The following is a 26,718-nucleotide window of genomic DNA, read 5'->3' as shown; positions in this document are numbered from 1 at the left end:
CTGGCATAGCAAAGCTCCAGGGTGGCATAGTACAGTTTAACGAAAGAGGAAGAACAGGTCAAGCGCTCCCTGACCCTGACCTGCTCTTCACCAGTCAGAGATCTTCCAGGGCAGTGGGCGCCGGCCAATCGAGCGAGCGGCCCTTGCGCCAGAGACGGCGCAGCTGCTCCCAAAGCCAGCGGACAAGATGCACTGGTGCTCTGGCCAGGACATAGGGATGGCGCAGGAGGTACAGGAAGAGGCGCGGCTCAATCTGACGCCAGAGGGCTGGCGCTTCACGCATTTCGCCTGAGCTGGCGGGGTGCTCAGGACTGCCAGGGGGCGCCCACAGGTCGCGTACGTAGAGGTCTCCCAGACGCTGCAAGAGCGGTGCCTGCTCGGGAGCCACGTGACTGAGGCGCTCAATGTATTCGTGCGGCGTCTCGGAGCGACGCAGACTGAGACCGGCCCAGCTTGCCAGCAGACAGAGACGCCCGTAGATCTGAGCCGTCAGGCGCAAGTGACGGAAGAGTCGCCGCCACCAGATGGCGAAGAGCATGAGCAGACAGGCCAGAGCAAAGATCAAGCTCAGGGCGAAGTAGCTCAATGACTGCTGCCAGCTCAGGCCACCCTCCTGGGGGCTGCTCCCGGTCGTTCCAACCTCATCGTTCGGCAGGGGGAGACGACGGGGCGTCGTGACGCTAGGCGAAGTTCCCTGGCCTGGCGTGATCGTCGAGCTACTATCCGATGCATTGTATTGATTGGGCAATGGGCGTGTGAACGCCGGAAAGCCTGGCGAAGGCTCGAAATTGATCCAGCCATAGCCGGCAAAGTAGATCTGGGTCCAGGCATGGGCCTGGGTACCGCGGACAATCCATTGATGGGTGGAGGGGTCGTACGTCCCCGGCGCATAGCCAGACACTACCCGCGCCGGCATCCCAAGTTCACGCGCCATCACCGCCATCGCCGTCGCAAAGTAGTTACAAAATGCTCGATGCCCGCTGCGGAAGAGCAGCCAAGAGACCGGCTCATCGCCGGCGGGCAGCTGAACATCGACCGAGTAGGTATAGCCCCGGAAGTAGTTTTCTAAGGCCACTGCCTTGTCGTACATCGTCTGGGATCTGGCGGTAATTTGCTCCGCCAGAGTGCGAATATTGGGATCAAGATGGGCCGGGAGCTGCAGATAGGTCTGCAAGATGGAGGGATCATAATAATTGGTGGGTAGGGGTCCCTCGTAGTTGGGCGGCAGCTTGGGCGCCGTGACAGGGAAAGGCACCGACTCCAGCGTCTTGACATCCGCTGAGGAGACATACGACTGGACTGTATAACGATCGCCTACCGCTAGCTTGGCCCCTTTGCGCAGCACGGCCACGATGCTGGTAGTGTTTTTGCTCACCAGCACGACCGCGGGCTGATCAAGCTGGCCCGCCTGCCAGGGCGTGAAGAGATAGGGCTGCTGCTCACCCGGGGGATTCACAACCGTGATTTGCAAGGTCACGGCATGGACAGGCGTGCCTTCGGGCGGAATCTGCTGGCCCTTCGGCAGTGAGATGCTGTAAGTGGGACTGGTCGACCAGCCGCGCCCATCATAGGTGTCATAGGCCAGCGAGGCAATGTACTGCCCTCCTTCGCTGCTCGTGATGCGAAAAACGACGTCGCTGTTCAGGTGCGGGTTGCCGCCAAGCACCAGCGAATTGGTGAAGTTGCCGCGATTCGCCGGGATTACCCCCCCATTGACAGCAATGAGACGACTCCAGGCATTCTCAACTTGCACCCAGGGATTGCTGTCAAGATTCCAGATCTGAGCAGCATCGGCATTGACATAGCTGCCCGGCAGAATCCAGGAGAGAATAACCACCGCCAGCGAGACTAGCAGACCGGCCTGCATGAAGTCCCAGCCCAGATCGTCAGCACAACGCAGCCGCAGCCGCTTCCAACGACGCATCGACTCCAAAAGCGAAAAACGCAGCAGGAGCAGCAAAGAAGCGCACAAAAAGACAAAGAGGAAGATGAGGTAGCCAACGGGCACATTGCTAAGATTAATGAGGAGCACGACGCCGTTGAGCAAGATCATGAGCAGCGGCACGCGCGTGCGATAGACCAGCCAGACGCTGGCATAGGCCAGCCAGAAGCTCAGGGCCGTGATCAAGAAGAGGAAGATCGAATCGTCGCTGCTGGTACCGCCAGCCAGGGCGACCGCCAGCCAGGCCCGCAAAGCCATAAAGAGGTGGGGGAAGCTGCCGTTGAAGTCGGCGGTCGCGGTCTGCCAGTACGCAATGAGCAGGCCGAGCACCAGGACCAGCGGCTGAACGAGCCAGGGGGGGAGCCAGCGCTGTCGCACCGCCAAGAGGCCAAGCAGCAGGCCCAGAGCGGTTGTCAGGGTCAGCACCTCCAGATGAGCGACCCAGCCGGCTACCTGCACCGACCAGATCGTGCTGTAGACGACGATCGTCACCAGCACGAACGAGAAGTAGCCTTCTTCGACTCGGAACAAGTCCTTCAGTGAGGACCAACTCAACCCTGGCTTATCTGGGTGTGGGGCCGGTGACTTTGCCCCCTGCGGGTGAGGTTCAGGATGCGAGAATAGCCGAGAGAGACGATCAGCAGTGGCCTGGCCCATATCAAGACCTCCATTGGAGAGAGCGCACGCTCGGGCCGCGTTCGAGCGCCTCCGCTAGCGAGTCGCCTCGTTTGATGCGCAGCACGGGAACACCCTCACCTTCCAGCAAGGCCCACGTATCCTCATCGACGGGTCGTTCATCAAAAGAAGCGGCCTCCAGTCCGATTACCGCCAGCTGGACCCCACGGCGGCGCAAGTGCCTTAGCCCCTCGTGCCAGTCGCGCGAGGTGGAAGGGGTAATCACGATGGCCACCGTATTGCGACCAAAATGCAGGGCATCCAGTGCCAAGGCCTCCTTCAGGTCCGGCCCTGGGCCGGAGTTGACCACTGCCAGCAGTTCCAGGACACGCTCGATCTGGCGCTCGCCACGATCCAGCGCCAGGAACTCCCGGCGTTCGCCATTGACAATCAGGCCCAGCGACAGATCCTGACGCAGCAGATAGACGGCGAGGGAGGCCGCGATCGTAATACCATATTCTTCTGTCGACTCTTCTCCCTCACCCGCCTGCACTGGCTGATGGAGATCGAGAAAGATCCAGGCATCCATCGCCGGATCAAGATCGAACTCTTTGACCATCAGTTTATTATAATGTGCCGTTGAGGGCCAGTGAATGCGGTTGAGCGAGTCGCCGCTCACGTATTCTCGGATGGTGGTGGCGTTCGTCGTCGTGTGGAGCGCACGTCGGGTACTGCGTCCCTTGCCAGGCAGGCCGCCAGTAAAAAAGGCAAAGCCTACCAGCGGAATGACGCGCGGCAGAACAAGAATTTCATAGGCTGGCGAAAGCAAGCGGTGACGTCGGAAGAGGCCAAAGGGGTCACCGCTGCTGGCAATCACAGGACCAAGCTGATAGCGGCCTCGACGGCGACAGACCGTGCGGGCCCGCCAGAGAGCGCGCTTGCGTCCTCCCATGCTGGCAACATAGCCGGCACGATGCCCAGGCAGCGTCGAGCCATCGACAATTTGCACCCAGAGCTTGGGGAAAACGCTCACATTATCCAGCATCAGGCGCTCGTCGAAGATGTCGCCGACCTGGACACGCCCAAAGGGGGCCGCGCGGTGAAAGATCAGGCCGCGTAGACTGGAATAGGCCCACAGTAGCGAGAGCAGAAAGACTGCCAGCAATACGTAGGTGACCACATAGAGCGCCTTCCAGCCACTACTGATGGCCAGAAAGCCCGTCACCACAATCAAGAGCACCAGAAAGACGGTCTGCCAGCTCCGCATGGCTCAGCGCGCCTTTCCTCCACCGACCCAGGCGCCCGGGACCGGCACCGTCTGCAAAATCTCGTCCAGAATGGCCGAGGAGGTGACCGAGCGCACACGGGCCGCCGGGGTGACAATGATTCGATGCCCCAGCGTCGGCTTGACCATGAGCTTGACATCGTCTGGGATCACATAGCTGCGACCGCGAATAGCCGCTAGCGCTTGGGCGGCGCGAAAGAGGGCCAGCGAGCCGCGCGGGCTGGCTCCCAGATAGGTGTTGTCATGACTGCGCGTGGCGTTGGTAATCGCCACAATGTACTCGCGGATAGACTGGTCAACGTGAATAGTACGAATCTGCTTCTGTATCTCTAATAGCTCCTCCGCCGTCATGATCTGCTGGAGATCCTCAAGCGGGTGATGGTGCTGCTGGCTATTGAGAATATTGATCTCGTCGGCAGGAGAAGGATAGCCCAGGCTGATATTCATCATGAAGCGATCAAGCTGGGCCTCGGGCAGGGGAAACGTTCCTTCGTATTCAATGGGATTCTGGGTAGCCATGACCATGAATGGCTCGGGCAAGGGATAGCTCCGGCCATCGACGGTGACTTGCGATTCCTCCATCGCTTCCAGCAGGGCCGACTGTGTCTTGGGTGTGGCACGGTTCACCTCGTCGGCCAGCACAATCTGCGCCATAATCGGACCGGGGCGAAACTCGAAATTGCCCGTCTTCTGGTTGTAGATCGAGACACCAGTGATATCGCTGGGCAGGAGATCAGGGGTGAACTGAATGCGCTTGAAGCTACAGCCAATCGAGCGCGCAATGGACTTGGTCAGGACCGTTTTCCCTACGCCTGGTACATCTTCAATCAAGACATGACCCCGACAGATGACAGCGATCAGGGTAAAGGTGACAGCTTCGGCCTTGCCAACAATGACGTTCTCAACGTTGCGAATCACTCGCTGAACAGCAGCGGCGAGATCCTGTACTGACTGCATGCTTTACTCTCCGATCAGGTCGCGGAGGCCCGAATCCAGGAACAGCTCAACCTGCTTTAGTGTATCACACTGCCCGCCTGGATGATACCAGTTTGGCCCGAGCGCCAGCTCCACCCCCCTTCTTCCTCGGGCTACACGCTGGTGACCGCTACAACGTCTGCCTCCGTTATTCTTCTATAATAACGTTGCCAGAAGAGCAACGTTTGCAATCTGCTGCCAGTCTAGCAAAGATTGCTGAATTTTGGCTGAAGGAAGGGTCCATTTCCTCTTCTTCGCTGCTGCCGTTCAGCCCGAACTGAGCTATCTGTCCCGTTCTCAAAGAAAGGACTATCCTCAGAGGGGTGAGTATGGTATCATGAGAGCCATGCAACAGGACAACGAGAGGCAAGAACTCTACGCCCGCGTCCTGGGATATGTCCAGGGGGTTGGCTTCCGCCAGTTTGTCATGCATCACGCTACGGCCCTGGGGCTGCGCGGCTACGTGCGCAACCTGGCCGATGGCAGCGTAGAGGTGCTGGCGCAAGGGCCACGCTCCACACTGGAACGGTTGCTGACTCTGCTGCACCGTGGTCCTTCCGCCGCCGAGGTCTATGAGGTCCGCGCTGACTGGCGCCAGCCCAGTGAGCCACTCAGCGGCTTCCACATCCGCTGGTAGCTTGCTAGCTTGCTGCTCTGCTGTTCCGTTGGGCAGCGCAGTGTTATCTGCTCTGTCTTCCTGTGGGCGCTTTTTTGGCGCTTGTTGCAGATTCTCACTTGTCAAGCGTCTCTATCCTGGCTCGTTGGAGCTTCCACTGGATAAAAATAGAGAAGAGAAGGCGAAACCGATCAGCAGGTTAGTCAGACTGAAGGAGGCTCGGGGTTTTGATCGATCGAGAAACGGTACTCCACATTGCCCAGCTGGCACGGCTCGGCCTGAGTGACGAGGAGGTTGAGCTTTTTCGCCAGCAGCTTTCCAGCATTCTGGAGCATATGGCCATTCTGCGCGAGGCTGACGTGAGTGGGGTCTCTCCCCTGGCACACGCCTCACGTCTCACCAACGTGATGCGCGAGGATGAGCCAGATCCCTCCTATCCCCCGGAGGTGCTCCTGGCCAATGCCCCCGACCAGGAGGAGCAATGTCTGAAGGTGAATGCTGTGTTGGAGGAGTCCTAGCCGATGAGCGCTTTGCATGAGCTAACGTTGAGCGAGGCGGCGACGCTGCTGCGCCAGCGCCAGATTTCTTCCGTTGAGCTGACACGTGCTTTTTTGGAGCGGATCGAGGCCCTCGATGAGCGCATCCGCGCCTTTACCCTGGTGACAGCAGACCTGGCTCTCCAACAAGCCCAGGAGGCCGACCAGCGCCTGCAGCGCGGCGAGCAGGTGACCCCTCTCACCGGTATCCCGCTGGCCATTAAGGATGTGATTTGTACCAAAGATATCCCTACCACCTGTAGCTCGCGCATGCTGGAGCATTTCCGCCCTCCTTTCAACGCCACGGTCATGGAGCGCCTCCAGGCCTCCGGGGCGGTGATGCTCGGGAAAACCAATATGGACGAGTTCGCGATGGGATCTTCGACCGAGCACTCGGCCTTCTTCCCTACGCATAACCCCTGGGACCTGGACCGCACGCCTGGCGGCAGCAGCGGCGGCTCGGCGGCAGCGGTGGCCGCAGGTATGGCCCCGGGAGCGCTGGGCAGCGACACCGGTGGCTCGATTCGCCAGCCGGCTGCGCTCTGCAACGTGGTCGGACTCAAGCCAACCTATGGGCGCGTCTCGCGTTTCGGCCTGGTAGCTTTTGCTTCCTCATTGGATCAGATCGGCCCCTTCGCGCGTACAGCCCGCGATGCCGCTCTGCTCCTGCAGGCAATCGCCGGCCCCGATCCGCGTGACTCGACCTGCTCCCCCACCCCTGTCCCGGACTACACGGCAGAGCTAACGGGCGAGATCCGCGGCCTGCGCATCGGCGTGCCCGTCGAGTACTGGGAAGCTCCTGGCATAGAACCCAGCGTAGCGCGCGTTGGTCAGGAGGCAATCCAGCGCTTGCGCGAGCTGGGAGCAGAGATCCGCGAGGTCTCGCTGCCTCATACTCGCTATGGGGTCGCCGCTTACTACATCATCGCCCCCGCCGAGGCGAGCGCCAATTTGGCCCGCTACGATGGCGTGAAGTACGGCTATTCCTATCGCGACACCAGCGATATGTGGGAGGCCCTTGATAAGACACGCCAATATGGCTTTGGGCCAGAGGTCAAGCGCCGCATCATGCTGGGAACGTACGTGCTCTCCGCCGGCTACTACGACGCCTACTACAAACAGGCCCAGAAAGTGCGGGCGCTCATCGCCCAAGACTTCGAGCATGCTTTCGAACAGTGCGATGTGCTGGTCAGTCCCGCCTCGCCAACGGTGGCTTTTAAGCTGGGAGAGAAGTTGTCAGATCCTTATCAGATGTATCTGAATGACGTCTTCACGATCCCGGCTAATCTCGCCGGGATCTGCGGCATCTCGATCCCCAGCGGCTTTAGCGAGGGCCTGCCTGTGGGTCTGCAGATTCTTGGCAATGCCTTTGCTGAGGCGACGATTCTGCGCGTGGCCGATGCTTTCCAGCGTGTGACGGACTACCATACCCGGCGCCCGTCCCTGTAGGAGAGAAGGAGAGAGCAGCCAGGCAGACAGCCCGCCTCACCCACGCAAGCAAGGTGGCTGACCGTCTGCCTCCTATCTGGCTGCCCTCTATCCACCGTGGACGGATCAGAGGAAGAAGGAGAGCCTGGCCTTGCCACAACAGCAGCATCGTCCCCGTTCTGCTTTCCCAAGCCTGCCACCACTGGTCAGTCGCATGCTGGCGGCATTGCTCCTGGCCCTGGCCGCCTGTATCGCTATCGGGGCTTCCTTGCTCGTGTTTACTCCCTGGGGGACCGGGCTGGCGGGCGGTCCTGGTACAACGGTGACCCCCACGGTGGGGTCCTCTTCGCTTTCGCCAACCCCACGGCCAACGCTGGCCCCCGTGCTGACTCCTCATGGCTCGCCTCCCTCGCTGACCGCCGCTGAGGCGATCCTGCTCGACGCCGATAGCAATCGCATTCTGGCCGATATCAATGGCGAGGCACCTCGCCCGATGGCCAGTACGACCAAGATTATGACAGCGGTCATCGCTTTGCAAATCGGCAACCTCGATCAGGAGATTACCGTCGGCGCCGACGCAGTCAATGAGGTACGCGATAATGACGGAAGCAACGCGGGCTTACAGGTTGGAGAACAGTTTAAGCTGCGCGATCTGCTCTATGCTCTGCTGCTGCCCTCGGGCGATGACGCCGCTATCGTGATTGCTGATGGACTGTCCGGCTCGACGGCGAAGTTTGTGACCCTCATGAACCTTTTCGCCTTGCGGCTGCACCTGTTCCAGACGCATTATGCCAACCCGGATGGTCTGCCAGCGCCAAACCACTACACTACGGCTTTCGATCTGGTGCGCCTGGCTCGCTATGCGATGAGCATTCCACTCTTCGCCCAGATTGTGAGCACTCGCGTCTATTCAGTGCCGGCGACCGCGACGCATCAGGCCCACGTCTGGACCTCAACGAACGAGCTGCTAAGTACCTACCCAGGAGCAACAGGCATCAAGACGGGCTTTACCGGTGAGGCCGGCTACTGCCTGGTCTTTTCGGCGACCCGCAACGGCCACCACCTGATCGGCGTTGTGCTGGACACTCCCAACCCCCAAGCCCGCTTCCAGGATGCACGCCGCCTGCTTGACTGGGGTTTCTCGCTGCCCGTCGCGCCTCCGGGTCCTTCGTCTCCGCCCTCAATCTAGCGCCAGAACCCAGGAGACGAGGCGGAGTCGCTCGGGGCAGGCAGATCATGCTCCCGCCTTGCCGCTTTGCCAGATCCGCTGTGCGCGGCGAGATTCTGGCTCATCTTGCTGGCAGGACGTACTGGTCAGGTGGACGCAAACATGATAGAATAAGCTTTACGACCTGACCATGCTCGCACTAACCTTTGGCACAAAGGACAGCAATGCGTTACGCCGTTTTCAGCGATATACACGCGAACCTGGAAGCACTGGAAGCAGTGCTGGCCAAGATCGATGAAATCTCTAAAGAGAAACCCATCGATCAGATCTGGTTCTTGGGGGATCTGGTTGGCTATGGCCCCGACCCCAACGCCTGTATCTCTTTGCTGCGCGAGCGTACTGATGTGATCATCGCGGGCAACCACGACTGGGCGGCGGTGAACAAGATCGATCTTGACGACTTTAGCGCCGCCGCGCGCATCTCCGCCGAGTGGACCGCTCAGCAGTTGACGGAAGAGCACCGCGAGTTTTTGGCGAACCTGCCGGAGCGCCTCGATATCGGCGATGTGACGCTCGTGCATGGGAGCCCTTACGGCCCTCTCTGGGAGTACCTGACCTCCGAGGTGCTTGCTGAGCGTAGCTTCGAGCATTTTAGCAGCCGCTTCTGCTTTGTGGGCCATACGCATATTCCAGTGATCTTCCAGCAGCCGCTGACTGCTAACCAGACCGGCAATGCCGAGGCTTCCGAGGAGCGCAGGCAGGAAACGGCTTCTGCTGCGACCGCCGCCGAGGCTGATGAGAGCAGTGCCTGTCATTCAGGCTCAGAGTCGTCCCCTTCCAGCGGCCCGGGCGAAGACGAGAGGCGAGCGCTGACAGAGGAAGGGACTGCCGAGGAAGCCCAGGGAGCGGCCACAAAGACAGCGGCCCCAGCGACAACCACCGAGGCAACTGACTCGGATTGTGCTCCCACAGACGAAGAGACGCCCAGTACCGAGTCCGACGCGCAGGAGGGCGAGTATGCCGATATTGTGGCGGCGCTTGAGGCAATCGAGTCGCGAACTTCCGAGGAGGAGATTGTGAGCGCTGAGGACCGCCTCAATAGCGAGATTGAGGAGTTGCTGGCCTTGCTCGGCCTCAGTCAGAGCATGATCAAGGTCACTAATGAGATGCTGACCCCACCAGAAGGGCATTGGGACCCGCCCGCGGGCTATCGGGCGATCATCAATCCCGGCGGAGTGGGTCAGCCACGCGATGGTGATCCACGTGCCGCCTTTATGATCTACGATACAGAAGCTGGCTTCGAGTTCTACCGCGTGCCCTACGATATTAAGAAGACGCAGGAGAAAATCATTAAGGCCGGCTTGCCCCAGTACCTGGCCGTGCGTCTGGCCTACGGTCGCTAGCTTGGCCATAGCTCTCTTTTCGCCTTCTCCTCCCAAAATAGATGACAGGTGTCTGACTAGCGATAAATGAAGTTGATTGTAGGATTGGGCAACCCTGGCCCTCACTATGCTCCGACGCGCCACAATGTCGGCTTCCGCGTCGTTGAGAAACTGGCTCAGAAGCTGGGCTGGCGCTGGGGCGAAGAGCGCAGCCGGGCTTTATTGGCCAGTGGTATGCTCGGGGGTGAAAAGATCGTCCTGGTGAAGCCCCTGACCTATATGAATCTCAGCGGCGAGGCCGTGGGCGCTCTCGCTCGCTGGTACCGGCTTACTCCCCAGGATATCCTGGTTGTCTGCGATGATCTCGATCTTCCCGTCGGACGCTTGCGCCTGCGTGCCCGCGGGAGCACCGGCGGCCACAACGGCCTGGTGAGCATCGTTCATCATCTGCACAGCGACCAGTTCCCGCGCCTGCGCGTTGGCGTTGGACGCCCGAGCAACTCACGCATGAGCGTGATCGATTATGTGCTGGGGGTCCCTCCCGCTGCTGAGCGCAGCCAGCTTGAGCGGGCCGAAGACGAGGCGGTGGCAGCCATCGAGCTGGTGCTCACACGCGGCCTGGAGGCTGCCATGAGCGTGGTGAACAGCGATCCAGAGGCTCGGCACCGCGCCGAAGCACAACGCCAGCGCCAACAAGCCCGCCGCCCCCCAATCCAGATCGGCATGGTAGCCCGCCTTTTTCGCTCCCACTGGCGTCCACTACGCGAGGAGATCGCCTTTGCTCGCACCTGTGGCTTCCAGTGGCTGCAGCTCCGTGGCTCAGAGACAGGACTCAATGAGCAGACGCTGGGAGATTCCTTTGAGGCTGTCGCCGCGGCCCTGCAGGAGGCTGGCCTGTCTTGCACTTTGGAGATCGCTCTTCCTCTGACTGCAGCGGGAACCACGGCAAGCGGGGCAACCCTGGCCACAGCGCTAGACGCCAACCTGACAGCGATCCGGCGTTTACCGTGTAGCCGTGTGCATTTCCATCTCACGACCTCCCTCCGCAGCCCGGAGGCCCTGCGGACTCTGGAAGAGCGTCTTGTCCCCGCCCTGCGGGAGGCTCAGTCCCTTGCTACCTCCCAGGCTCCAGCTTTCTTGCTGGGGATCGAGCAGAACGAGCCTGGGGCTGGCCTCTTTGCTCAACCTGACCGTTGCGCCTGGTTGCTGGAACAAGTACCCGAGCTGGGCTTTGTCTGGGACGTCAATCATACCCTTCCTGAAGCCTTGCCCGCCTACCTGGCACTGACTCCACGGATGATCTTGATCCACGTTTCAGATACGCCACTGCCACAATTGAATTATCACCTGCCTCTGGGGCTGGGAACTCTGGATCTTGAGGGCTACTGCGAAGAGCTGCTCGTACGTGGCTTTGCGGGCCCTGCTATCCTGGAAATCGGAGGGACTCCTCGCTCCGGGGGCTTTGGCCGCGATAGCGATGAGGCGCTGCAAACTTCGGCCCAGCGGCTGCGCTCCGCTGTCGGGCGGGCCTATGCTCGCGTACGCAGCCGCCAAGCAGAGGCGCCCCGGACCCAGTGAGCAGCGCTTCTGCTCCTTCTTAATCAGCCGAACGAGAGCCAGCCGGATACGCACTCCCTTCTCTGGCAAGTCCGGGCCGCTTGTGATAAACTATAAGAAAGGCATGCCTGAGATCAGTCCTCATGGCAGAGCCAGAGCTGGGTTCACAGTGGTTGTGGGAGAAGAGGCCCGGCCTGGCTGGCAGTGGTCAGGCCGGGGCCAGGGGATCAGTGGAGTCACCATCTTTCTCTGCCAGATCAGCCGCCCCTGGCGGGAAGACCCGGCACTCTCGACAGAACGAGAGCGCTGTGCTAGACTGAGGATCGCCACACGGGCCTGTTCCCCCTGTCTCACCAGCCAGCGCCGGGGGAGCGGGCCACCTCTGTAAGCCGCACCTGCTGAGCCAGGTACACAGCAATCAATCAAGCAAACAAGCGAATACACCTGACAGAGCACAACCATAGCATTAACAGCATAGCAGCAGAAAACCAGTCACACCAAGAAAACCTTATCCGGTGTAGTGAGGCGAGATTGACACTCCAAGGCTTATTATCACTACTGACCCAGAGAAGCGACTTCAAACGACTACTCAGACGGCTGCGTGCTGCCGAAGGGCTGCCGGTTCTTGACGCCATCACAGAGCCGGCTCGTCCTTTCATTATCGCAGCCCTGGCGGCAGCATACGAGCAGCCGCTACTTATCGTCACTGACGAAGAAGAAGGGGCGCGGCAGATGGCAGAGAGCCTGGCCGCGTTTGCTCCGGAGGGTAAGCAGGTCCTCTACTTTCCAGGGCGCACCGCTCTGCCATATGAGCGGCTACTGAGTGACGCCGAGACCATTCAGAAGCGCATGCAAGCCCTCATCCGCCTGGCGCGGCGGGAGCCACAGCTGCTACTTGTCTGCGCGGCGAGGGCCTTGACGCAGCCACTGATGCCGTCTCACGAGCTAAGTCGCACGCTCTATGAGCTGCAACAGGGGGAGGAGCTGGACCTCTCGCTGCTGCTGGAGCACCTCTACAATCTAGGCTACGAGCCAGTAGCCGAGGTTGAGGAGCCAGGTCAATTCAGCCATCGCGGGGGGATCGTCGACCTTTTTCCCCCCACGCTGAGCCGCCCGGTGCGTGTGGAGTTCTTTGGCGATCAAGTTGAGTCGCTGCGAACATTCGACCCGGAGACCCAGCGCTCGCTTAATCCTCTCACGAGCTGTTTGATTGGGCCAGCACGCGAGGCTCTACCAACCCGAGGGGTCCAGGCAGCGCGTGAGCTAGAGAAACTCGACCTGCGCATCCTCCACCGCGATGCCGAGGAGCGCTGGAGTCGCGATCTCGAACTGCTGCGCCAGGGCCGTTCTTTCGAGGACATCGCTCTCTATCTGCCCTACTTACACGAGCCGGTGACGCTGCTCGATTACCTTCCCAAGGATGCCCTTGTGATCCTGAACGAGCCTGAGCATATCCAGAACCGCATTCGCGACCTGGATGCCCAGGCACAGGAGATCAAGGCTCGTCTGGAAGCGGAGCGCGAGAACCCGGCCCACCTGCGACCGGCGCACTTCTCCTGGGAGGAGCTCAGTCCACGCCTGCAGCAGCGGCGACAGCTGCATTTCGCCGGCATCCTGGCCTCCACTGGAGAGCACGATCCCGATGGCGCCTCTGCTCCCACTCAAGAGCCGCTGCTACCACCCTGCAGCAGTGCAAACTCCTACGGTGGACGCATCCGGGCCTTCGTCCATGACTGCCGCAAAGCGCTGGCCAGGCGCGAACGAGTCGTCATTGTGACAGCCCAGGCGCGCCGCCTTGCCGAGGTCTTCGCTGACGAGTCCAGCACAGAAGAAGAGGTACCGCTTCACGTCAGTCCCGGCAGCAGCATCAAAGAACTGCCCATTGAGGGCAGTCTCACCCTCATCCAGGGGCACCTGGCAGAGGGTTGGCAATCGCGTATCCTGGGCTTCAGCATCTACTCTGACGCGGAGGTCTTTGGCTGGTCCAAGCACCGCCCAGTCCAGCGGCGCCGGCCAGTCACGCCGGCCTCTTTCCTGAGCGAGCTCAATCCCGGCGACTACGTCGTCCACCAGGAGCACGGCATTGGGCGTTTCGAGGGTCTGGTCAGAATGAACCTGACTGGCGTCGAGCGCGAGTATCTGCTCATCCGCTACGCCGGCAACGACAAGCTCTACATCCCAACGGACCAGCTTGATCGCGTGACACGCTACATCGGCATGGGGGAGGCCGTGCCGGCCCTCAGCAAGCTGGGCAGCACCGAATGGACGCGGGCCAAAGCGCGGGTCAAAGAGAGCGTCCAGGACGTCGCGCGCGAGCTGCTGCGGCTCTATAGCTTGCGCGAGACGAGCGAGGGCCATGCCTATCCGCCCGACTCCGAGCAGCCGTGGCTGAAAGAGCTGGAGGACGCCTTCCCCTACGAGGAGACCCCTGACCAGGCGCGGGCCATTGAAGAGGTGAAGGCCGATATGGAGCGCCCCAGGCCGATGGATCGCCTGGTATGCGGTGATGTGGGCTACGGCAAGACCGAGGTTGCTCTACGCGCCGCCTTCAAGGCCGTGCTGGATCAGCGCCAGGTGGCGGTCCTTGTGCCCACCACGGTCCTGGCTCTCCAGCACTACAACACCTTCAAGGAGCGCCTCAAACCCTATCCCGTCCGGGTTGAGTTGCTCAGTCGCTTCCGCTCCGAGAAGGAGCAGAAGCAGATTCTGGAAGACCTCGCCCTGGGGAAGGTCGACATCATCATCGGCACTCATCGCTTGCTGCAGAAGGATGTCGTCTTCTTCCAGCTCGGACTGCTCATCATCGACGAGGAGCAGCGCTTCGGGGTCATGCACAAGGAGCGACTCAAACAGCTGCGCGCCGAGGTTGACGTGTTGACAATGACAGCCACGCCGATCCCCCGCACGCTGCATATGGCCCTGGTCAACCTGCGCGACATGAGCGTCATCGAGACGCCGCCCCAGGAGCGCCTGCCGATCCGAACGACCATCCGCGAATATGACGAAGGACTGATCCGTGAGGTCATCTTGCGCGAACTTGACCGCGGAGGACAGGTTTTCTTCGTCCATAACCGCGTCGCGGGCATCCAGATGCTGGCCCAGAAGCTACAACAGCTGGTACCAGAAGCACGGATTGCTGTGGCTCACGGACAGATGAACGAGGAGCAGCTGGAGCGGATCATGCTGGGCTTCGCCAACGGCGAGTACGACGTGCTGGTCTCTACCACCATCATCGAAAATGGGCTGGATATTCCCAATGCCAACACCATCATTGTCAACAACGCCGCCCACTTCGGGCTGGCACAGCTCTACCAGCTGCGGGGTCGCGTAGGTCGCTCTGCTCAGCAGGCCTATGCCTACTTCCTCTACAATAAGGAGGCCCGCCTGACCCCGCTGCAGGAGAAGCGGCTACGCGCCATCTTCGAGGCCACAGAACTGGGCGCCGGCTTCCGCATCGCCATGAAAGACCTGGAGCTGCGCGGCGCAGGCAATCTGCTCGGGGCGGAACAGTCGGGCTTCATGAACTCGGTGGGCTTCGATCTCTATTGCAAGCTGCTGGCCGAGGCAGTGCAGGAGCTGCAGGGCAAGAAAGAAGAGACAGGTATGCCCGGGGTCACCATTGACCTGCCATTGGACGCCTATTTGCCGGATGAGTATATCGGGGATCGCACCCTGAAGGTCAACTTCTACCAGCGCCTGGCCAATCTCACCACCCACGAGCAGGTGGAGACCATCGCCGCTGAGCTGACCGACCGCTTCGGAGCGCCACCGCCCCCAGTGCAGAATTTGCTCACGCTCATCCGACTCAAGATCGAGGCAGCCCATCAGGGCATTGAGGCCATCTCGCTCAAAAATAATGAGCTGGTGGTTACCGTCAGACGTTCGGTGATTCCAAACCGCGTGGCCCTCTACCATCGCTTCCGTAACGAGGCCCGCGTCCAGCAGGGTGTGATCCGCATTCCACGCCGCTTGCTGGGGACCAATTGGCTGCAGCAGCTGAGCGAGCTGCTGCCAATGATAACTACAGCAGCCTGAACGGATCTGACCGCCTCGCCAGGCAGGGAACTGGCGGGGCAGGCGGCTCCGTCTCAGGCGAGTTGGCTTGCTCGCTCTGCGCTCACTCAGATGGCGACCAGCCCTTGCTCTTGAAGCTCGATCAGGATGCGCTCAATTTCCTGCACACTCTTCTTGGTGCAACGGGCAAGATCAGCCACTGTGCGCCTCCCATCGACAAGCAGATACACCGAGCGCTGCCGCCGACTGAGCAACGACAAGACACTCAGATCATTGCTCAGACGCCGCGGCACCAGCCATTCAAGACCAGGCTTATAGCTGCTCCCATATGTAGATATACCAATATAGCCAGCGGCATCGTCGTTGACCTTCTCTGGCGCCAGAGGGAGCTGCGGATCACTCTCGCCGCGCACCACCCCGGGCAGTAAAGGCGTCAGGCGAGCTGCTGGCAGAGAGGAGCTATCGGAGCGCATAGGATAAGGAGCATCCGCAAAAAAGGCGAAGCGAATAGGGCTCCAGGTCAAGAGCAGATTGAGCGCATCCTGACCAGCGAGTTGACCGGCGGCGGCATAGACGGGACGACCGGCGCGCAAATAGATCTCCCCTTCCTCAAGCTGCCCATTGCGCAGGCGCTCCACACTGAGCAGCCCCGTCTGCTGCCTCGCCCGGAAGAATTCTAGCACAGGTAAAAGACTATCAGCAGTCTTGTCACGACCTTTAGCCATGAGGCATAACACTCCCTCCAGGGTCCCTCCTAACAAGAGCCACCCGCCTCCATTTCAGGAAGCGTTCGTCCCTCTTGCCAGTGATCAGAGAGCGTAAGCTCTCAAAAAGATGTATCTCCAGGTCATAAAAATCCCCGTATTACTATACGTGTTATACCATAGCCTCACGGGAGCGGGAAGGTGTAAAAAACATAAATATTCCTGTAGGGAAGATTTTTAACGAAATTTTTATGGAGGCCCTGTTTTCAGAAGGAGGCGCACTTTTCCCCAAAACAAGGAAAAAGATAATACTCTAGCAGCAATCGAGTCTCAAGCAGAAGGAAGTATTGCCTCTGGAGAGGGGAAAGGCCTCCAGAGGCAATGCAGAGGTATTAAGGGCGCAGTTGGCGAGTATGCATGAGAAAGAACATCAATCCCTGCTTATAATCCATCGGGCTGGCCTTGCCATTTTTGAGGACCTGAGCGATCAAATTCAGTAAACTAGAAATAACCTGCAGGCGCGTCTGCTCAAAGCCATCCTGGCGCCGCAGCAGTTCGATCAACTGAGAAGGACTTTGTCCAGAAATATCCAGGCCCAAACGCACCGCCTCCAGGCGTAACCAGAGCACCAGTTGCTGACGCATCTCCTCAAAGATGGTCACATCCTCATTGGCTGGCAGGGGCGTTCCCTCTGCCGGCGAGGGAGTGGGAGCGCGTCCGCCTGTCTGGGAGCCTACGGGTGAGCGAGGTTGGACCGGTACCGGAGCGGTTGATGAAGCCTCTGCCGGCTGAGGAGTCGACGCGGGCTGAGAGAGTTTTCCGGAAGGGCGACGCACGGGCGCCGCCTGGGGGCCAGTTCCCGCAGGAGCGGGCGGAGAGCCGGGCAGCGCGCGCGTGGGAATAGGAGGGACACGCCGCGTCGGTGGTGCGGAGACAGGCGCGGCGGAGGCCGCGGCGGATGGGCGTTCCTCCGCAGACGCCGGCGTGCGGCCAGGAGCGACAGCTCCCGCGGCAGCCGAAGCTGTCGGCAGAGACATGGCAGGTCTTGCCGGGCCGGGCGTCGAGGGCAAGCTGGTGCCTATCTGGCGGCTCTCATAGCTGCCTGCCTCACCGCGCAGCTCCTGCAGCTGCTGCTGCAACAAGAGGGTCGATTGACTAATCTGCTCCCAACTCAATTCAGGAAGAGGAGTAGCGCGGGTTGTGGCCCAAGAAGGGACTGACCGCGGGCTGCCAAAGGTTGACCGTTTCTTCTGAGGACTGGCCAGGTGGGTGCGGAGTCCTTCGGCCACTGCCTGAGCAGAGGTCGTGATCAGCATGCGCACATCGGCCATGCGCTTGCGCCCCTGATTACCAAAAAACGCCCGATTGCGCTGGACGAAATGGATAAAGAGGCGCTCAATATAGGTCTGCAGCTCGGGCGACATCACGTCCACGCGGTTCCAGGCAGTGAAATCGACCGCGCTCAAATAGAGCCAGACCTCCTTACGCTTCGCGCTATCGACCGGGCGCATGCGCAAAGACTCGGTTCGATAATCGTAAAATCGCGGGTAGCAGAAGTTAGCGATCAAGGTCTCCGCCAGCTCGGCCTTCAAGCGTCCCAGCTCTGCTAGCGGGAGTTGACCAAGCAAAACTCCCATGCCACAAACCCTTTCTACGCGCACTCAGCGGCGCCTCTGTAGTTAGCGAACAATCACGCTCGTCAACTGCAGCTCCCGTGCATCCGGTAGCGCCCTCACTGCCCCAGATGCACCCTGCAGCTGCACAGGCTGTCTGGCCTGCACATCCATCATTGTACTGCCCGAAGGGCTCGCAGGTACAAGCGCCATAGAAATATGGGCTAGCCCGGGAGCAAGGTGGACAGAACCCAGGCCGAAAGCCAGGGTCCTCAACATGTAGATCTGGCCAGGCTGCCAGGTCGTTGTTGGGCAAAAAGCGAAGCCTGGGAAATCCTGCGTTAACAGATGCTCCTGACCGGCGCTATCCCTGAGCAAGACCAGGAGATTGAGCGCTGGTAGCGAGGCGCTTCTGGCTCGCAGATAGAACGTAAACTGCAGATAGGTTCCGTTATCGACCGTCGCTGGTGTCGGCGTACTGTAGCCTACCACATCGACTAACGGTTGAGCGCTGTCACTTTTCCGAAAGGTTGCCGTGATCGGATGCTCAACCTGTTGGGGCGGAACCCACAGGAAGGAGCAGAAAGCGGGGGGCAGAGCAGGTAAAGCCTCTGGCCCGTTCTGCGCTGGCGAGAGGGGCGAGAGGCCCGGGGCCGGGAGGCCGCGTTTCAGCAGGAGATAGCCATCCTGAGCGGCCACGATACCATATTGCCCACTGAAGAGAATCTTCTTGACTTCAGCAGTATAGCTGCCCAGGAAGAGCGGATACATATCGCTCGTCACATCAAGAAAGATATAATCGGCCTCTTGATCCTGATAAGGGAAGAGATAAATGCGCTCTCGATGACTGATATGGGGGACCAGAGCCGACTGGGCTGAAACAGAGGCCGTGGGCGGGATCATCTGGATAAAGTGCTCTGCGAGCCGGGTATGGGCATTGACCACCGGCCATTTGAAACCTGGCGAAAAAGGCATGGTGCCATGAGCTTCAGCGGCCCGCCCCACCGAGACGAGCAAGTAGCACATGAGCAGTGTCAGCAAGACGAGCTGCCCCCAGCTCAGAGAACCTGACGAGCGCAACAGGCCTCCCGGAGCGCCACGAGTGGCTAGATGCAAGCGCCAGCGCTCCCAGACTGCCGTTGCTCTCTGCCAGAGGGCCCGCCCCCAGCGCAGCAGCCACTGTGCAGCCCAGCCAATAACCACTACTGCCTCAATGCTTGCGAAGATCAGCACAGGCACGATCTCGGCATTGTAGTGGTAAAGGCCACTGTACATATCGGGCTTCGAGCTGAGCAAATTGAGAGCCAGGGTCGGCACCGCCAGCACCAGCACCCAGGGAGCCAGCAGCGGCAAATAGCCTGTGGGACTGAGCACCTGACGCAAATAGAAGAAATGCTGCCGCTCAAAGACATATTGTTTCAGAATCGCGAGCGGATGGAGCAAGATATTCCTGGCAATATCGAGCGGCCCGTTGCCAAGATGAGCATAGCGCGAGGCTAACAGTGGCCCGCCGGAGAGGCGCGTAATTACCAACTCCAGGCCGACCCAGGCGAGGGCCAGCAGCACGAGACCGAGGCCGGAGCGCCAGCAGCGCTGGAAGAGGAGCGACCACAGGCCGAAGAGGGCCACCAGGACAGGAATCTCTTCCTTACAGGCCATTGCCAGAACTGCGAAGACGAAGGTCCACGCCGTCTGTCGCGTATACATAAAATAGAGTACAAACAGCAAGAGAGCAGAGGTAAAGGTGACGGCATGGAAGTCGTTGAGCAAGGCCAGGTTCTGAAGAGGATGCAACAGATAGAGCAAGGCAAAACCTACAGCGATCCACTCGTTGCGTAAGCGCAGGCGAGCCAGCCAGAAAGCGGGAAAGGCGCCGGTAGCCACCACCAGTGTCTGCAGCACGAGCAGTGTCTTTGGCGTCGCCCAAAGCACATAGAGCAAGGCTACAGGGAAGAGGATTGGCTCAAAGTGGATCGCGAAGCGGCTAATCCCGTTGCTGCTATAGCAATTGGTATCACCAACAATATTGCAAATCGTCTGATGGGGGACCGCGCTATGCACAATTGACCAGACCGCCTGATCCATAATCCCTAGGTCCTCGGCGTTGGTCTGGAAAGCATCCTGGCGGGTCGTTAAATACCAGATAAAGAACGCCGAAAAGAGAAGAGTCGCCCCGGCCACCACCGCCATCGCCGCCCAGAAGGAGCGTCGGCGAGGCAGTGGCTCAGGCGGTGGATAGAGGTAGAGGCGGTTCCAGCAGACAGCCAGCCACTTACGCAGAGCAGAGCTAGTTTTCATATCCCCTCCCTCCCTCGTGGGAAGCAACCGTCCCCTCTGAGACCGGAGTCTCTGGGATCTGGTTTGCTTGCTCTGCTTGTACCTCTTGAGCGATCAGGCTTGCTACTGGCAGGGACGCCTCCTCACCTGTTGGGGCAGTCAAGTGCGCGTCCGACGACGCTCCAGCTCTCTGCCGCGCTCCCTGCTCTGCCGTCTGCTCAGCACGAATCTGGCGTACCTGACGCAGGCCACCGAGATAGGCCGCGCTGACGCAGAGCAATTCGGCTAGCGTCGAGATCAGGCGCGAGAGCAAGGCCATGACGTAGCCGAGGGCCGTAGGCAAAGCGGGCAGCGAGAAGGCAAAGAGCAGAGCGATGGCCCCCTCCCGAAAACCCAAACCACTCGGCGTGATAAACGAGACAAAGCCGATATCCCAACCGAGTGCATAAATACCGATACAGATCGGTAGGGCTAGCAGCGGGGTCTCTGGCCACAAAGCCAACACCATCACGTAGAAAGCCAGACCGGCGATCAACCAGCTCAGGCACCAGAAGAAGGAGACCAGCAAAATATCGCGGTAGCGCAGAGCCAGCCTTACCGGCTCCCGACGGAGAAGGCGCAGAGCCAGATTGAGCAGGCTCTCCAGGATGCGGGGATGTAGCCCAATCAGCACTGCCAGCACAGCGACAGCGCTGAAGGTCAGAAAGAAGATACCCTGGGTCGAGCCGAGCGCATGAACGTCGTGCCAGAAAAGCAGGCTGAGCGCGAAGACGAAGGCAGCAGTTGCCAGCTTCGTCACCAGCTCGACCACCATGCTGGTGAAGGCCAGCGAACGAGGCACACCATATTTACCGACCCAGAGAATGCGCGTCAGCACATGCCAGACGTTTCCGGGGATATAGCGCACAAACTCCGAAGCCAGGTAGATGCGCAGGCTGGCACCCAATGGTAAGTGGTAGCCGAGGCGGGCCAGAACATTTTTCCAGATTAGCCCGAAAGATAGCTCCTGCAGCGCAAAGCCCAGGAAAGCCAGAGCCAGCAGGACCGGATTCCACTCGAAGCGATGGGAGGCCAGAGCGCTCCAGTTATTCTTCACCTGGAGAGCGAAGAAGACCAGCACCACCACTGGCAGACCGAAGCGCGCCAGAACCTTGACCCAGCGTATAAGGACCGCTCTGCTCATTGGACATCGATTTCCTGCTTGATACTATACTCCTCCCCTGGCTGGAAGGCATAATGGCGGATCATCTCGCTTTGCAGGCCCACCAGGACGAATTGAACTCCAAAGATCATGAGCAGAATGCCAACGAAGAGCATTGGCTGCGTATGAATAGGCTGGTTGTCGATCAGGCGGCTGCGAATCACCACCCAGGCATCGATCAGCAACCCGAGCAGGAACGTCCAGAAGCCGAAGGGGCCAAAGAGGCGCAAAGGCGTACGCAGAAAGGTTGTCAGGAAGAGCACATTGAGCAGATCGATTAATCCGCGAGCAAAGCGCCGGGCCCCAAATTTCGAAACCCCGAAGCGACGAGGGTGATGGCGAACCTTGATCTCGGTCACTCGGTAACCCCGCCACTGGGCCATAACCGGGACAAAGCGATGGAACTCGCCATAGAGCTTGAGATGGGCGTCATCGATAACCTCGCGCCGATAAGCCTTAAAGCCATTATTGATATCGTGCAGTGGGACACCGGTCAGCGTCCTGACCAGAGCATTGAAGACGCGCGAGGGGAAGGTTTTGGTAATAGGGTCGAGACGCGGATACTTCCAGCCGGAGACCAGATCATAACCCTCCTCAAGTTTCTCCAGGAAGCGCGGGATCTCGGCGGGGTCATCCTGGAGATCGCCATCCATCGTAAAGACAATCTTCCCCCGACAGCGGCTAAAGCCCGCCACCAACGCCGGCGTTTTGCCGAAATTCTTGCGGAAGCGAATGACACGCACGATACCGGGATGCTCATCGTGCAGGGCCTTCACTTCAGCAAAAGTATTATCTGTGCTGCCATCATCGACAAAGATCACCTCATAGGACTGACCGAGCTGCTCTAGCTGGGCGACCAGTCGCTCAAAGAGAGGTCGAATATTCTCCTGCTCGTTCATGACCGGGATCACGACCGAGATCCCCACGCCCTGCCTCTCTTCCTTGTCAGCAACGGCAGTGACGGCGGTGTCCGCTCGCTGGGAAATAGCTAGCGATGACATTTCCATCTGCTGCATACTCTTGGGACTCCACAAAACCCTGAGTTTAGGCTGATGCCTGCTCTCCGTGCGCCGGCCTATTATAGCATACTGCCCTTCCTTGACAGTAGCTGATGGTACCTTTACGTGTGTGAGGACCATCTCTTTGGATCTAGAACGAATGGCTGTGAAGAAAGGACACGCCTCCCCCAGGGAGGGCTTGAGAGCAGCACAGCGCGCCCTGTTCGACGACCCGTGGCCTGGGCCTACGATAAAGCGGTGAAGAGGGTGGGCTGATCGCTGGTCAACGCATCAACACCACTCGCCGCTAACTCTCGCAGGCGTTCGGCAGTGTTCACGGTCCAGATGCCAAGCTTGAGCCCGTAACTATGGACGAGGGCCGGCAGGTGGGGCAGGAAAAGAGCCTCCTCTACATCCAGCCAGCTGCAGCCCAGTTCACGCACTTGCTCGACCAGGGTATCCAGGGCTTGCCCGGCCTGGGGGTCCCAGATGTCCTCAGAGAGGATCGCCCCCGTCTCCAGTCTCGGGTCCCGTCGCTTCACTTCGGGCAAAAGATACCAGTCAAAGGAGATGACGACGGCCTGGTCAAGCATGTCTGCGCGCTGCAGCTCGTCGACCACCGCTTCGGCAATGCCCGGGTAGCGCCCGTAGACGCTTCCGCGTCGACTCGGTTTGATCTCAATCCAGACGCGCCGTTGCCCTCTGACCAGGTCAAGAACCTCTCGTAGGGTGGGAATACGTTGCGGCTCCGGCCAGCCACCGGGAAAATGAGCGGCGGCGTTGAGGCTGCGCAGATAGGCAAAGTCTAGATCAAGAATGTTGCCCCGACCATCGGTAAGCCGCTCGACAGTGGCGTCGTGGAAGACGATAAGACGGCCATCACGACTCATCTGCACGTCTAACTCAATGGCATCTACCGGCAAGGCTAGGGCCTGACGAAAGGCCGCCAGGGTATTCTCGGGAGCTAGCTGCGCTCCCCCACGGTGAGCAACACGTTGAACTGCACTTACCATACAGCACTCCATATAAAGTGTTACATTTTGTCTAAATAACTTTCTCTAGAGAAGCAGATGGGCCGTATCAGCTCTGAAGCCGATAGCGAGCAAGGGCCGTGTCGGATTCCTCACCTCATTTATTGCGACCTCGCTCTCACTGAGTGTATACTAGATGTGTAGCCACTGTACAAGATGCACGTTACCTTCGTGTTTTGTTCGAAGGGCGTTCATCCTTTTTAGCCGTTCGCCAGACAGCGAAGAACCTTGTGCTTCCCGGCGGTAGGGCAAGGAGCTGCCCTTGTCTCATTCATACGCAAGGAGCCAGAACATGGCAGTGAAGGTCTTCCTGGCCTACACCTTCAAAGACGAAGCCGCGCGTAACGAACTTATTAATCACCTTTATCAACTCCGCTGGCAAGGTCTCATTGCTGATTGGGAGGAGCGTGCTACGGGCCAGGGTCTTTCCTGGCAAGGAAGCGGTGAGATCAGCCCTGTCCTGGAACGAGCGCAGCTTATTCTCTTGTTGGTCAGCCCGGATTTTGTGCACTCTGCTTACTGCTACAGCGCGGAGCTGAAAGTAGCCCTCCAGCGTCACCAGGCTGGTCTGGCGCGCGTGATTCCCGTGCTCGTGCGTCCGACGGAGCGCGATGATACACCGCTGGCCGATTTGGCGGTTCTGCCGACCAACGGTGTGGCGATTAGCGCCTGGGAGGATCGTGAAGCGGCCTGGCAGGCGGTGGCTGCGGAGCTGGCGACCTGGCTTTCCGCTACCGCTGCTGCCACCAAGGCGAGCGTTCCCTCGGCGGCCATCCAGCTACCTCCACTTCCTCCGCCACCGGCCTCGCCAGCTGAGAGCGTGACGGCGGTCTCCTCCTCGCCTTTGCCCTCACTCTGGTTGGTACCGTATCGTCGGAATCCGCTCTTCACGGGTCGCGCCTCACTGTTGGCCTATCTGCACGACATGCCTATTAGCAACAAGGCCAGCGCGGTCACTCCGCCGCAAGTGGTGAGCGGACCAGCTGGCAGCGGAAAAACACAGCTGGCGCTTGAATATGCTTATCGCTATGGTCATGAGTATGAGGCTGTGCTCTGGGTGAATGCTGCCAGTCGCCAGCTGCTTATTCATGAGTTGGCACGCATCGCTGAGACGTTGGAGTTGCCGGAGCATGCGCTTCCTCATCAGTATCTGGTCGCTCTGGCGGTGCGCCGTTGGCTCGAAAAGAGGCCGGGCTGGTTGCTGATCCTGGATAATGTAGCGGATAGCGAGGTGGTTCGTGATCTGCTGCCTATGGGGGCCCGCGGTCATTTGATTCTGCTGGCTCGTCAGCCATTAGCCTTGCCCAAGGCAATGCAGGTGAAGCTTCCTGCACTTGAGGCTGAGGAGGCCGCGCTTCTCTTGCTGCGTGCCGCAGGCTTGCTGCCGATGGAGGCGATGCTGGAGCAGGCTCCTCCCTCTGAGGCCAGCCGGATCGGCGAGGTGGTTGCTTTGCTTCGGGCTTCTCCTCTGGCGCTCGCTCTGGCTGGCTCCTATATCGAGACAGAGCAATGTAGCCTCAGCAGTTATCTGAACCTCTATAAGCAGGCTAATGTTGAGCTTCAGCGGAGCACCTGGCCGGTCAGCCAGTTGATCAGCAGTTTCTCTGAACCGTTGGCCACCGTTCTGCATATCAGCCTCTCCCGGATCGAGCGCAGTAGTCCAATTGCCACCGAGCTCCTACGTCTCTGCTCATTTTTGCAGCCTGATCGTATTCCCCTTGAGATGCTGGTGAGTGGTGGTGGCGAATTAGGGGAGAGCCTGGGTCAGTGCTTGCTGGAGCAGTTTGACCTGCTCAGGCTGATCCACGAGCTACGCCGCTTTGCGCTGGCCGACTACAGTCAAGGGTCGCTGGTCCTCCATCGGCTGGTGGGTGCCTTTGTCCGTCAGCGCCTGAGCCGAGAATCGCGTCTGTTGTGGGCGGAGCAGACTATCCGTCTGGTAGAGAGCGCCTGTTTGAGTGAGGCTGCTGCTCCTACGGTTCTTTGTCGGAGCTATCTGCCGCACTTGCTTACCTGTGCTCGTTGGGTCGAAGAGTGGCAGCTGGTCAGTCCTGACGCTGCGCGTCTCTTAGAGCAGACTGGCTATTACCTGCAGCGTTGCGTGGCTTACCGCGAGGCTGAGCCGCTCTTACGTCACGCGCTGGCCATACGTGAGCAGCAGCTTGGGCCAGAACACCCTGAGTTGAGTGCCAGTCTCTACAACTTTGGGCTGTTCTATGAGGAACAAGGGCGATTGCACGAGGCCGAGGTGCTCTATCAGAGAGTGGTCGCTATTGAAGAGCGGCAGGTGGGGAGCGATCGCCAGGGATTGATGCGGGCCTTGTATCGGCTGGCTCTGCTCTATCGTGACCGACGTGATTTCGAGCGGGCCGAGTCGCTCTTTCTGCAAGTGCTGGGGGGTTGGCAGCAAGAGCTGGCGTCTGAGCATCCATTGCTCGCTACGCTGTATCACGAGTTGGCAACGCTTTACCGGGTCCAGGGACGCTATGAGCAGGCTGAGCTACTCTATCGACGAGCGTTGCTGATGCACGAGCATCTGCTGGGGGGCGAACATCCAGCCGTGGCGCAGACGCTGAGCGCGCTGGGCAGTCTCTATCATGCGCAGCGGTGCCATGAGCAGGCTGAACAGTGCTATCTGCAGGCCCTGGCGATTCATGAGAGCCTGCCTCTCGCTGAGCAGTTGGATCTGGCGACGACCTTGAACAATCTGGCTTTGCTCTATCGTGAGACTGGGCGTTATGGGCAGGCCGAGCTGCTCTATCAACGAGCGTTGGTGATCTATCGGCAGTTGGTTGGGGATGAGCATCCCTATACAGCAAGCTGCCTGGAAAATCTGGCGATGCTCTATCATGATCGCGGTGAGTATGAGCGGGCGGAGTCGCTTTATCAGAGCGCCCTTGAGATCCGTGAGAGGATGTTAGGAGCTGACCACCCGGCGCTAGCCATCAATCTTAATAATCTGGCAACCCTGTATACCGCTTTGCACAAGCATGGTCCGGCGCGGGCGCTCTTCAAGCGGGCATTAGAGGTTGGTGAGCGGGCTTTCGGTAAGAACCATCCGACGTACGCGCGCTTTCTGGAGAACTATGCGCTGTTACTGCAGCAGACACGTCAGGTCAGTCGAGCGCTTGAGTTGCGTGCCCGCGCTCGGGAGATTCAGGCGCGGCAGGTCCAGGGCCTTTCTATGGGGCAGGTCAGGGCGGGAGCAGGTTCGGAGGGCGCGATCGTTTCCAACTAGGGTGAGAGAAGGACCGTGGACGGTCTGACATGTGTGAGGGCAGCAGACGGGTAGTAAGGAATGGGAGATGCGAGATGGGGTAGCATGGGAGACCTGTGCTGCTGCCCACAAAGACTACAAGAAAGGGATGGGAGCGTT

General features: G+C 59.7%; 17 protein-coding genes. 8 read left to right on the top strand and 9 right to left on the bottom strand.

Annotation, left to right across the window (positions count from 1 at the left end; translation table 11 throughout):
* Nucleotides 1–94 precede the first annotated feature (94 nt).
* From N688_RS05055 to N688_RS05045, 3 genes are all read right to left on the bottom strand, one after another.
* On the bottom strand, nucleotides 95–2,473 hold the full coding sequence (locus tag N688_RS05055) for a transglutaminase TgpA family protein (RefSeq protein ID WP_162179491.1): 2,379 nt from the start codon (nucleotides 2,471–2,473) through the stop codon (nucleotides 95–97).
* A gap of 127 nt (nucleotides 2,474–2,600) precedes the next feature.
* On the bottom strand, nucleotides 2,601–3,824 hold the full coding sequence (locus tag N688_RS05050) for a DUF58 domain-containing protein (protein WP_052888259.1): 1,224 nt from the start codon (nucleotides 3,822–3,824) through the stop codon (nucleotides 2,601–2,603).
* A 3-nt stretch (nucleotides 3,825–3,827) separates the two neighbouring features.
* A complete protein-coding gene (locus N688_RS05045; RefSeq protein ID WP_052888258.1) occupies nucleotides 3,828–4,799 on the bottom strand; it encodes an AAA family ATPase in 972 nt (323 codons plus the stop codon).
* Nucleotides 4,800–5,154: 355 nt separating this feature from the next.
* Between N688_RS05045 and N688_RS05040 the strand changes: the two genes are divergently transcribed.
* From N688_RS05040 to mfd, 7 genes are all read left to right on the top strand, one after another.
* Entirely contained in the window at nucleotides 5,155–5,454 is a 300-nt protein-coding gene (locus tag N688_RS05040; RefSeq protein ID WP_202901840.1) for an acylphosphatase, read from the top strand.
* Between the two features lie 206 nt (nucleotides 5,455–5,660).
* Entirely contained in the window at nucleotides 5,661–5,951 is a 291-nt protein-coding gene (gene gatC, locus N688_RS05035) for an Asp-tRNA(Asn)/Glu-tRNA(Gln) amidotransferase subunit GatC (protein WP_052888257.1), read from the top strand.
* A 3-nt stretch (nucleotides 5,952–5,954) separates the two neighbouring features.
* Nucleotides 5,955–7,418, top strand: a complete 1,464-nt coding sequence (gene gatA, locus N688_RS05030; RefSeq protein WP_052888256.1) for an Asp-tRNA(Asn)/Glu-tRNA(Gln) amidotransferase subunit GatA — start codon at nucleotides 5,955–5,957, stop codon at nucleotides 7,416–7,418.
* Between the two features lie 130 nt (nucleotides 7,419–7,548).
* Nucleotides 7,549–8,586: a D-alanyl-D-alanine carboxypeptidase family protein gene (locus N688_RS05025; protein ID WP_052888255.1), complete on the top strand. Its 1,038-nt coding sequence runs from the start codon at nucleotides 7,549–7,551 to the stop codon at nucleotides 8,584–8,586.
* 203 nt (nucleotides 8,587–8,789) lie between these two features.
* Nucleotides 8,790–9,968, top strand: coding sequence for a metallophosphoesterase family protein (locus tag N688_RS05020; protein WP_052888254.1), 1,179 nt, complete (start codon nucleotides 8,790–8,792; stop codon nucleotides 9,966–9,968).
* Nucleotides 9,969–10,034: 66 nt separating this feature from the next.
* Nucleotides 10,035–11,525, top strand: a complete 1,491-nt coding sequence (gene pth / locus N688_RS22220) for an aminoacyl-tRNA hydrolase (protein ID WP_081838532.1) — start codon at nucleotides 10,035–10,037, stop codon at nucleotides 11,523–11,525.
* A gap of 510 nt (nucleotides 11,526–12,035) precedes the next feature.
* Nucleotides 12,036–15,539 (top strand): transcription-repair coupling factor, encoded by a 3,504-nt coding sequence (gene mfd, locus N688_RS05010; protein ID WP_156025299.1) that lies wholly within the window; start codon nucleotides 12,036–12,038, stop codon nucleotides 15,537–15,539.
* 86 nt (nucleotides 15,540–15,625) lie between these two features.
* Here the strand turns inward: mfd and N688_RS05005 are convergent, their stop codons facing one another.
* The 6 genes from N688_RS05005 to N688_RS04980 form a co-directional block, all read right to left on the bottom strand.
* Nucleotides 15,626–16,243: a DUF4388 domain-containing protein gene (locus N688_RS05005; RefSeq protein WP_052888252.1), complete on the bottom strand. Its 618-nt coding sequence runs from the start codon at nucleotides 16,241–16,243 to the stop codon at nucleotides 15,626–15,628.
* A gap of 371 nt (nucleotides 16,244–16,614) precedes the next feature.
* Entirely contained in the window at nucleotides 16,615–17,859 is a 1,245-nt protein-coding gene (locus N688_RS05000) for a hypothetical protein (RefSeq protein WP_052888251.1), read from the bottom strand.
* Nucleotides 17,860–17,901: 42 nt separating this feature from the next.
* A complete protein-coding gene (locus tag N688_RS04995) occupies nucleotides 17,902–20,133 on the bottom strand; it encodes a DUF2079 domain-containing protein (RefSeq protein ID WP_052888250.1) in 2,232 nt (743 codons plus the stop codon).
* Nucleotides 20,123–21,295: a lysylphosphatidylglycerol synthase transmembrane domain-containing protein gene (locus N688_RS04990; protein ID WP_052888249.1), complete on the bottom strand. Its 1,173-nt coding sequence runs from the start codon at nucleotides 21,293–21,295 to the stop codon at nucleotides 20,123–20,125. The genes N688_RS04995 and N688_RS04990 overlap by 11 nt, the downstream gene beginning before the upstream one ends.
* The gene (locus N688_RS04985; protein WP_202901839.1) at nucleotides 21,292–22,329 is read right to left on the bottom strand and encodes a glycosyltransferase family 2 protein; all 1,038 of its coding nucleotides are present in this window, start codon (nucleotides 22,327–22,329) and stop codon (nucleotides 21,292–21,294) included. Before N688_RS04985 ends, N688_RS04990 begins: the two co-directional genes overlap by 4 nt.
* A gap of 227 nt (nucleotides 22,330–22,556) precedes the next feature.
* On the bottom strand, nucleotides 22,557–23,324 hold the full coding sequence (locus tag N688_RS04980; RefSeq protein ID WP_052888248.1) for a glycerophosphodiester phosphodiesterase: 768 nt from the start codon (nucleotides 23,322–23,324) through the stop codon (nucleotides 22,557–22,559).
* A gap of 310 nt (nucleotides 23,325–23,634) precedes the next feature.
* Here N688_RS04980 and fxsT point away from each other — a divergent pair, with 310 nt between their 5' ends.
* Complete coding sequence (gene fxsT / locus N688_RS04975; RefSeq protein WP_052888247.1) at nucleotides 23,635–26,580, top strand: FxSxx-COOH system tetratricopeptide repeat protein; 2,946 nt, start codon at nucleotides 23,635–23,637, stop codon at nucleotides 26,578–26,580.
* Nucleotides 26,581–26,718 lie beyond the last annotated feature (138 nt).

This window comes from Thermogemmatispora carboxidivorans (genome assembly GCF_000702505.1).
Taxonomy (GTDB): Bacteria; Chloroflexota; Ktedonobacteria; order Ktedonobacterales; family Ktedonobacteraceae; genus Thermogemmatispora; species Thermogemmatispora carboxidivorans.
This window is presented reverse-complemented; position numbering and strand designations above follow the sequence as displayed.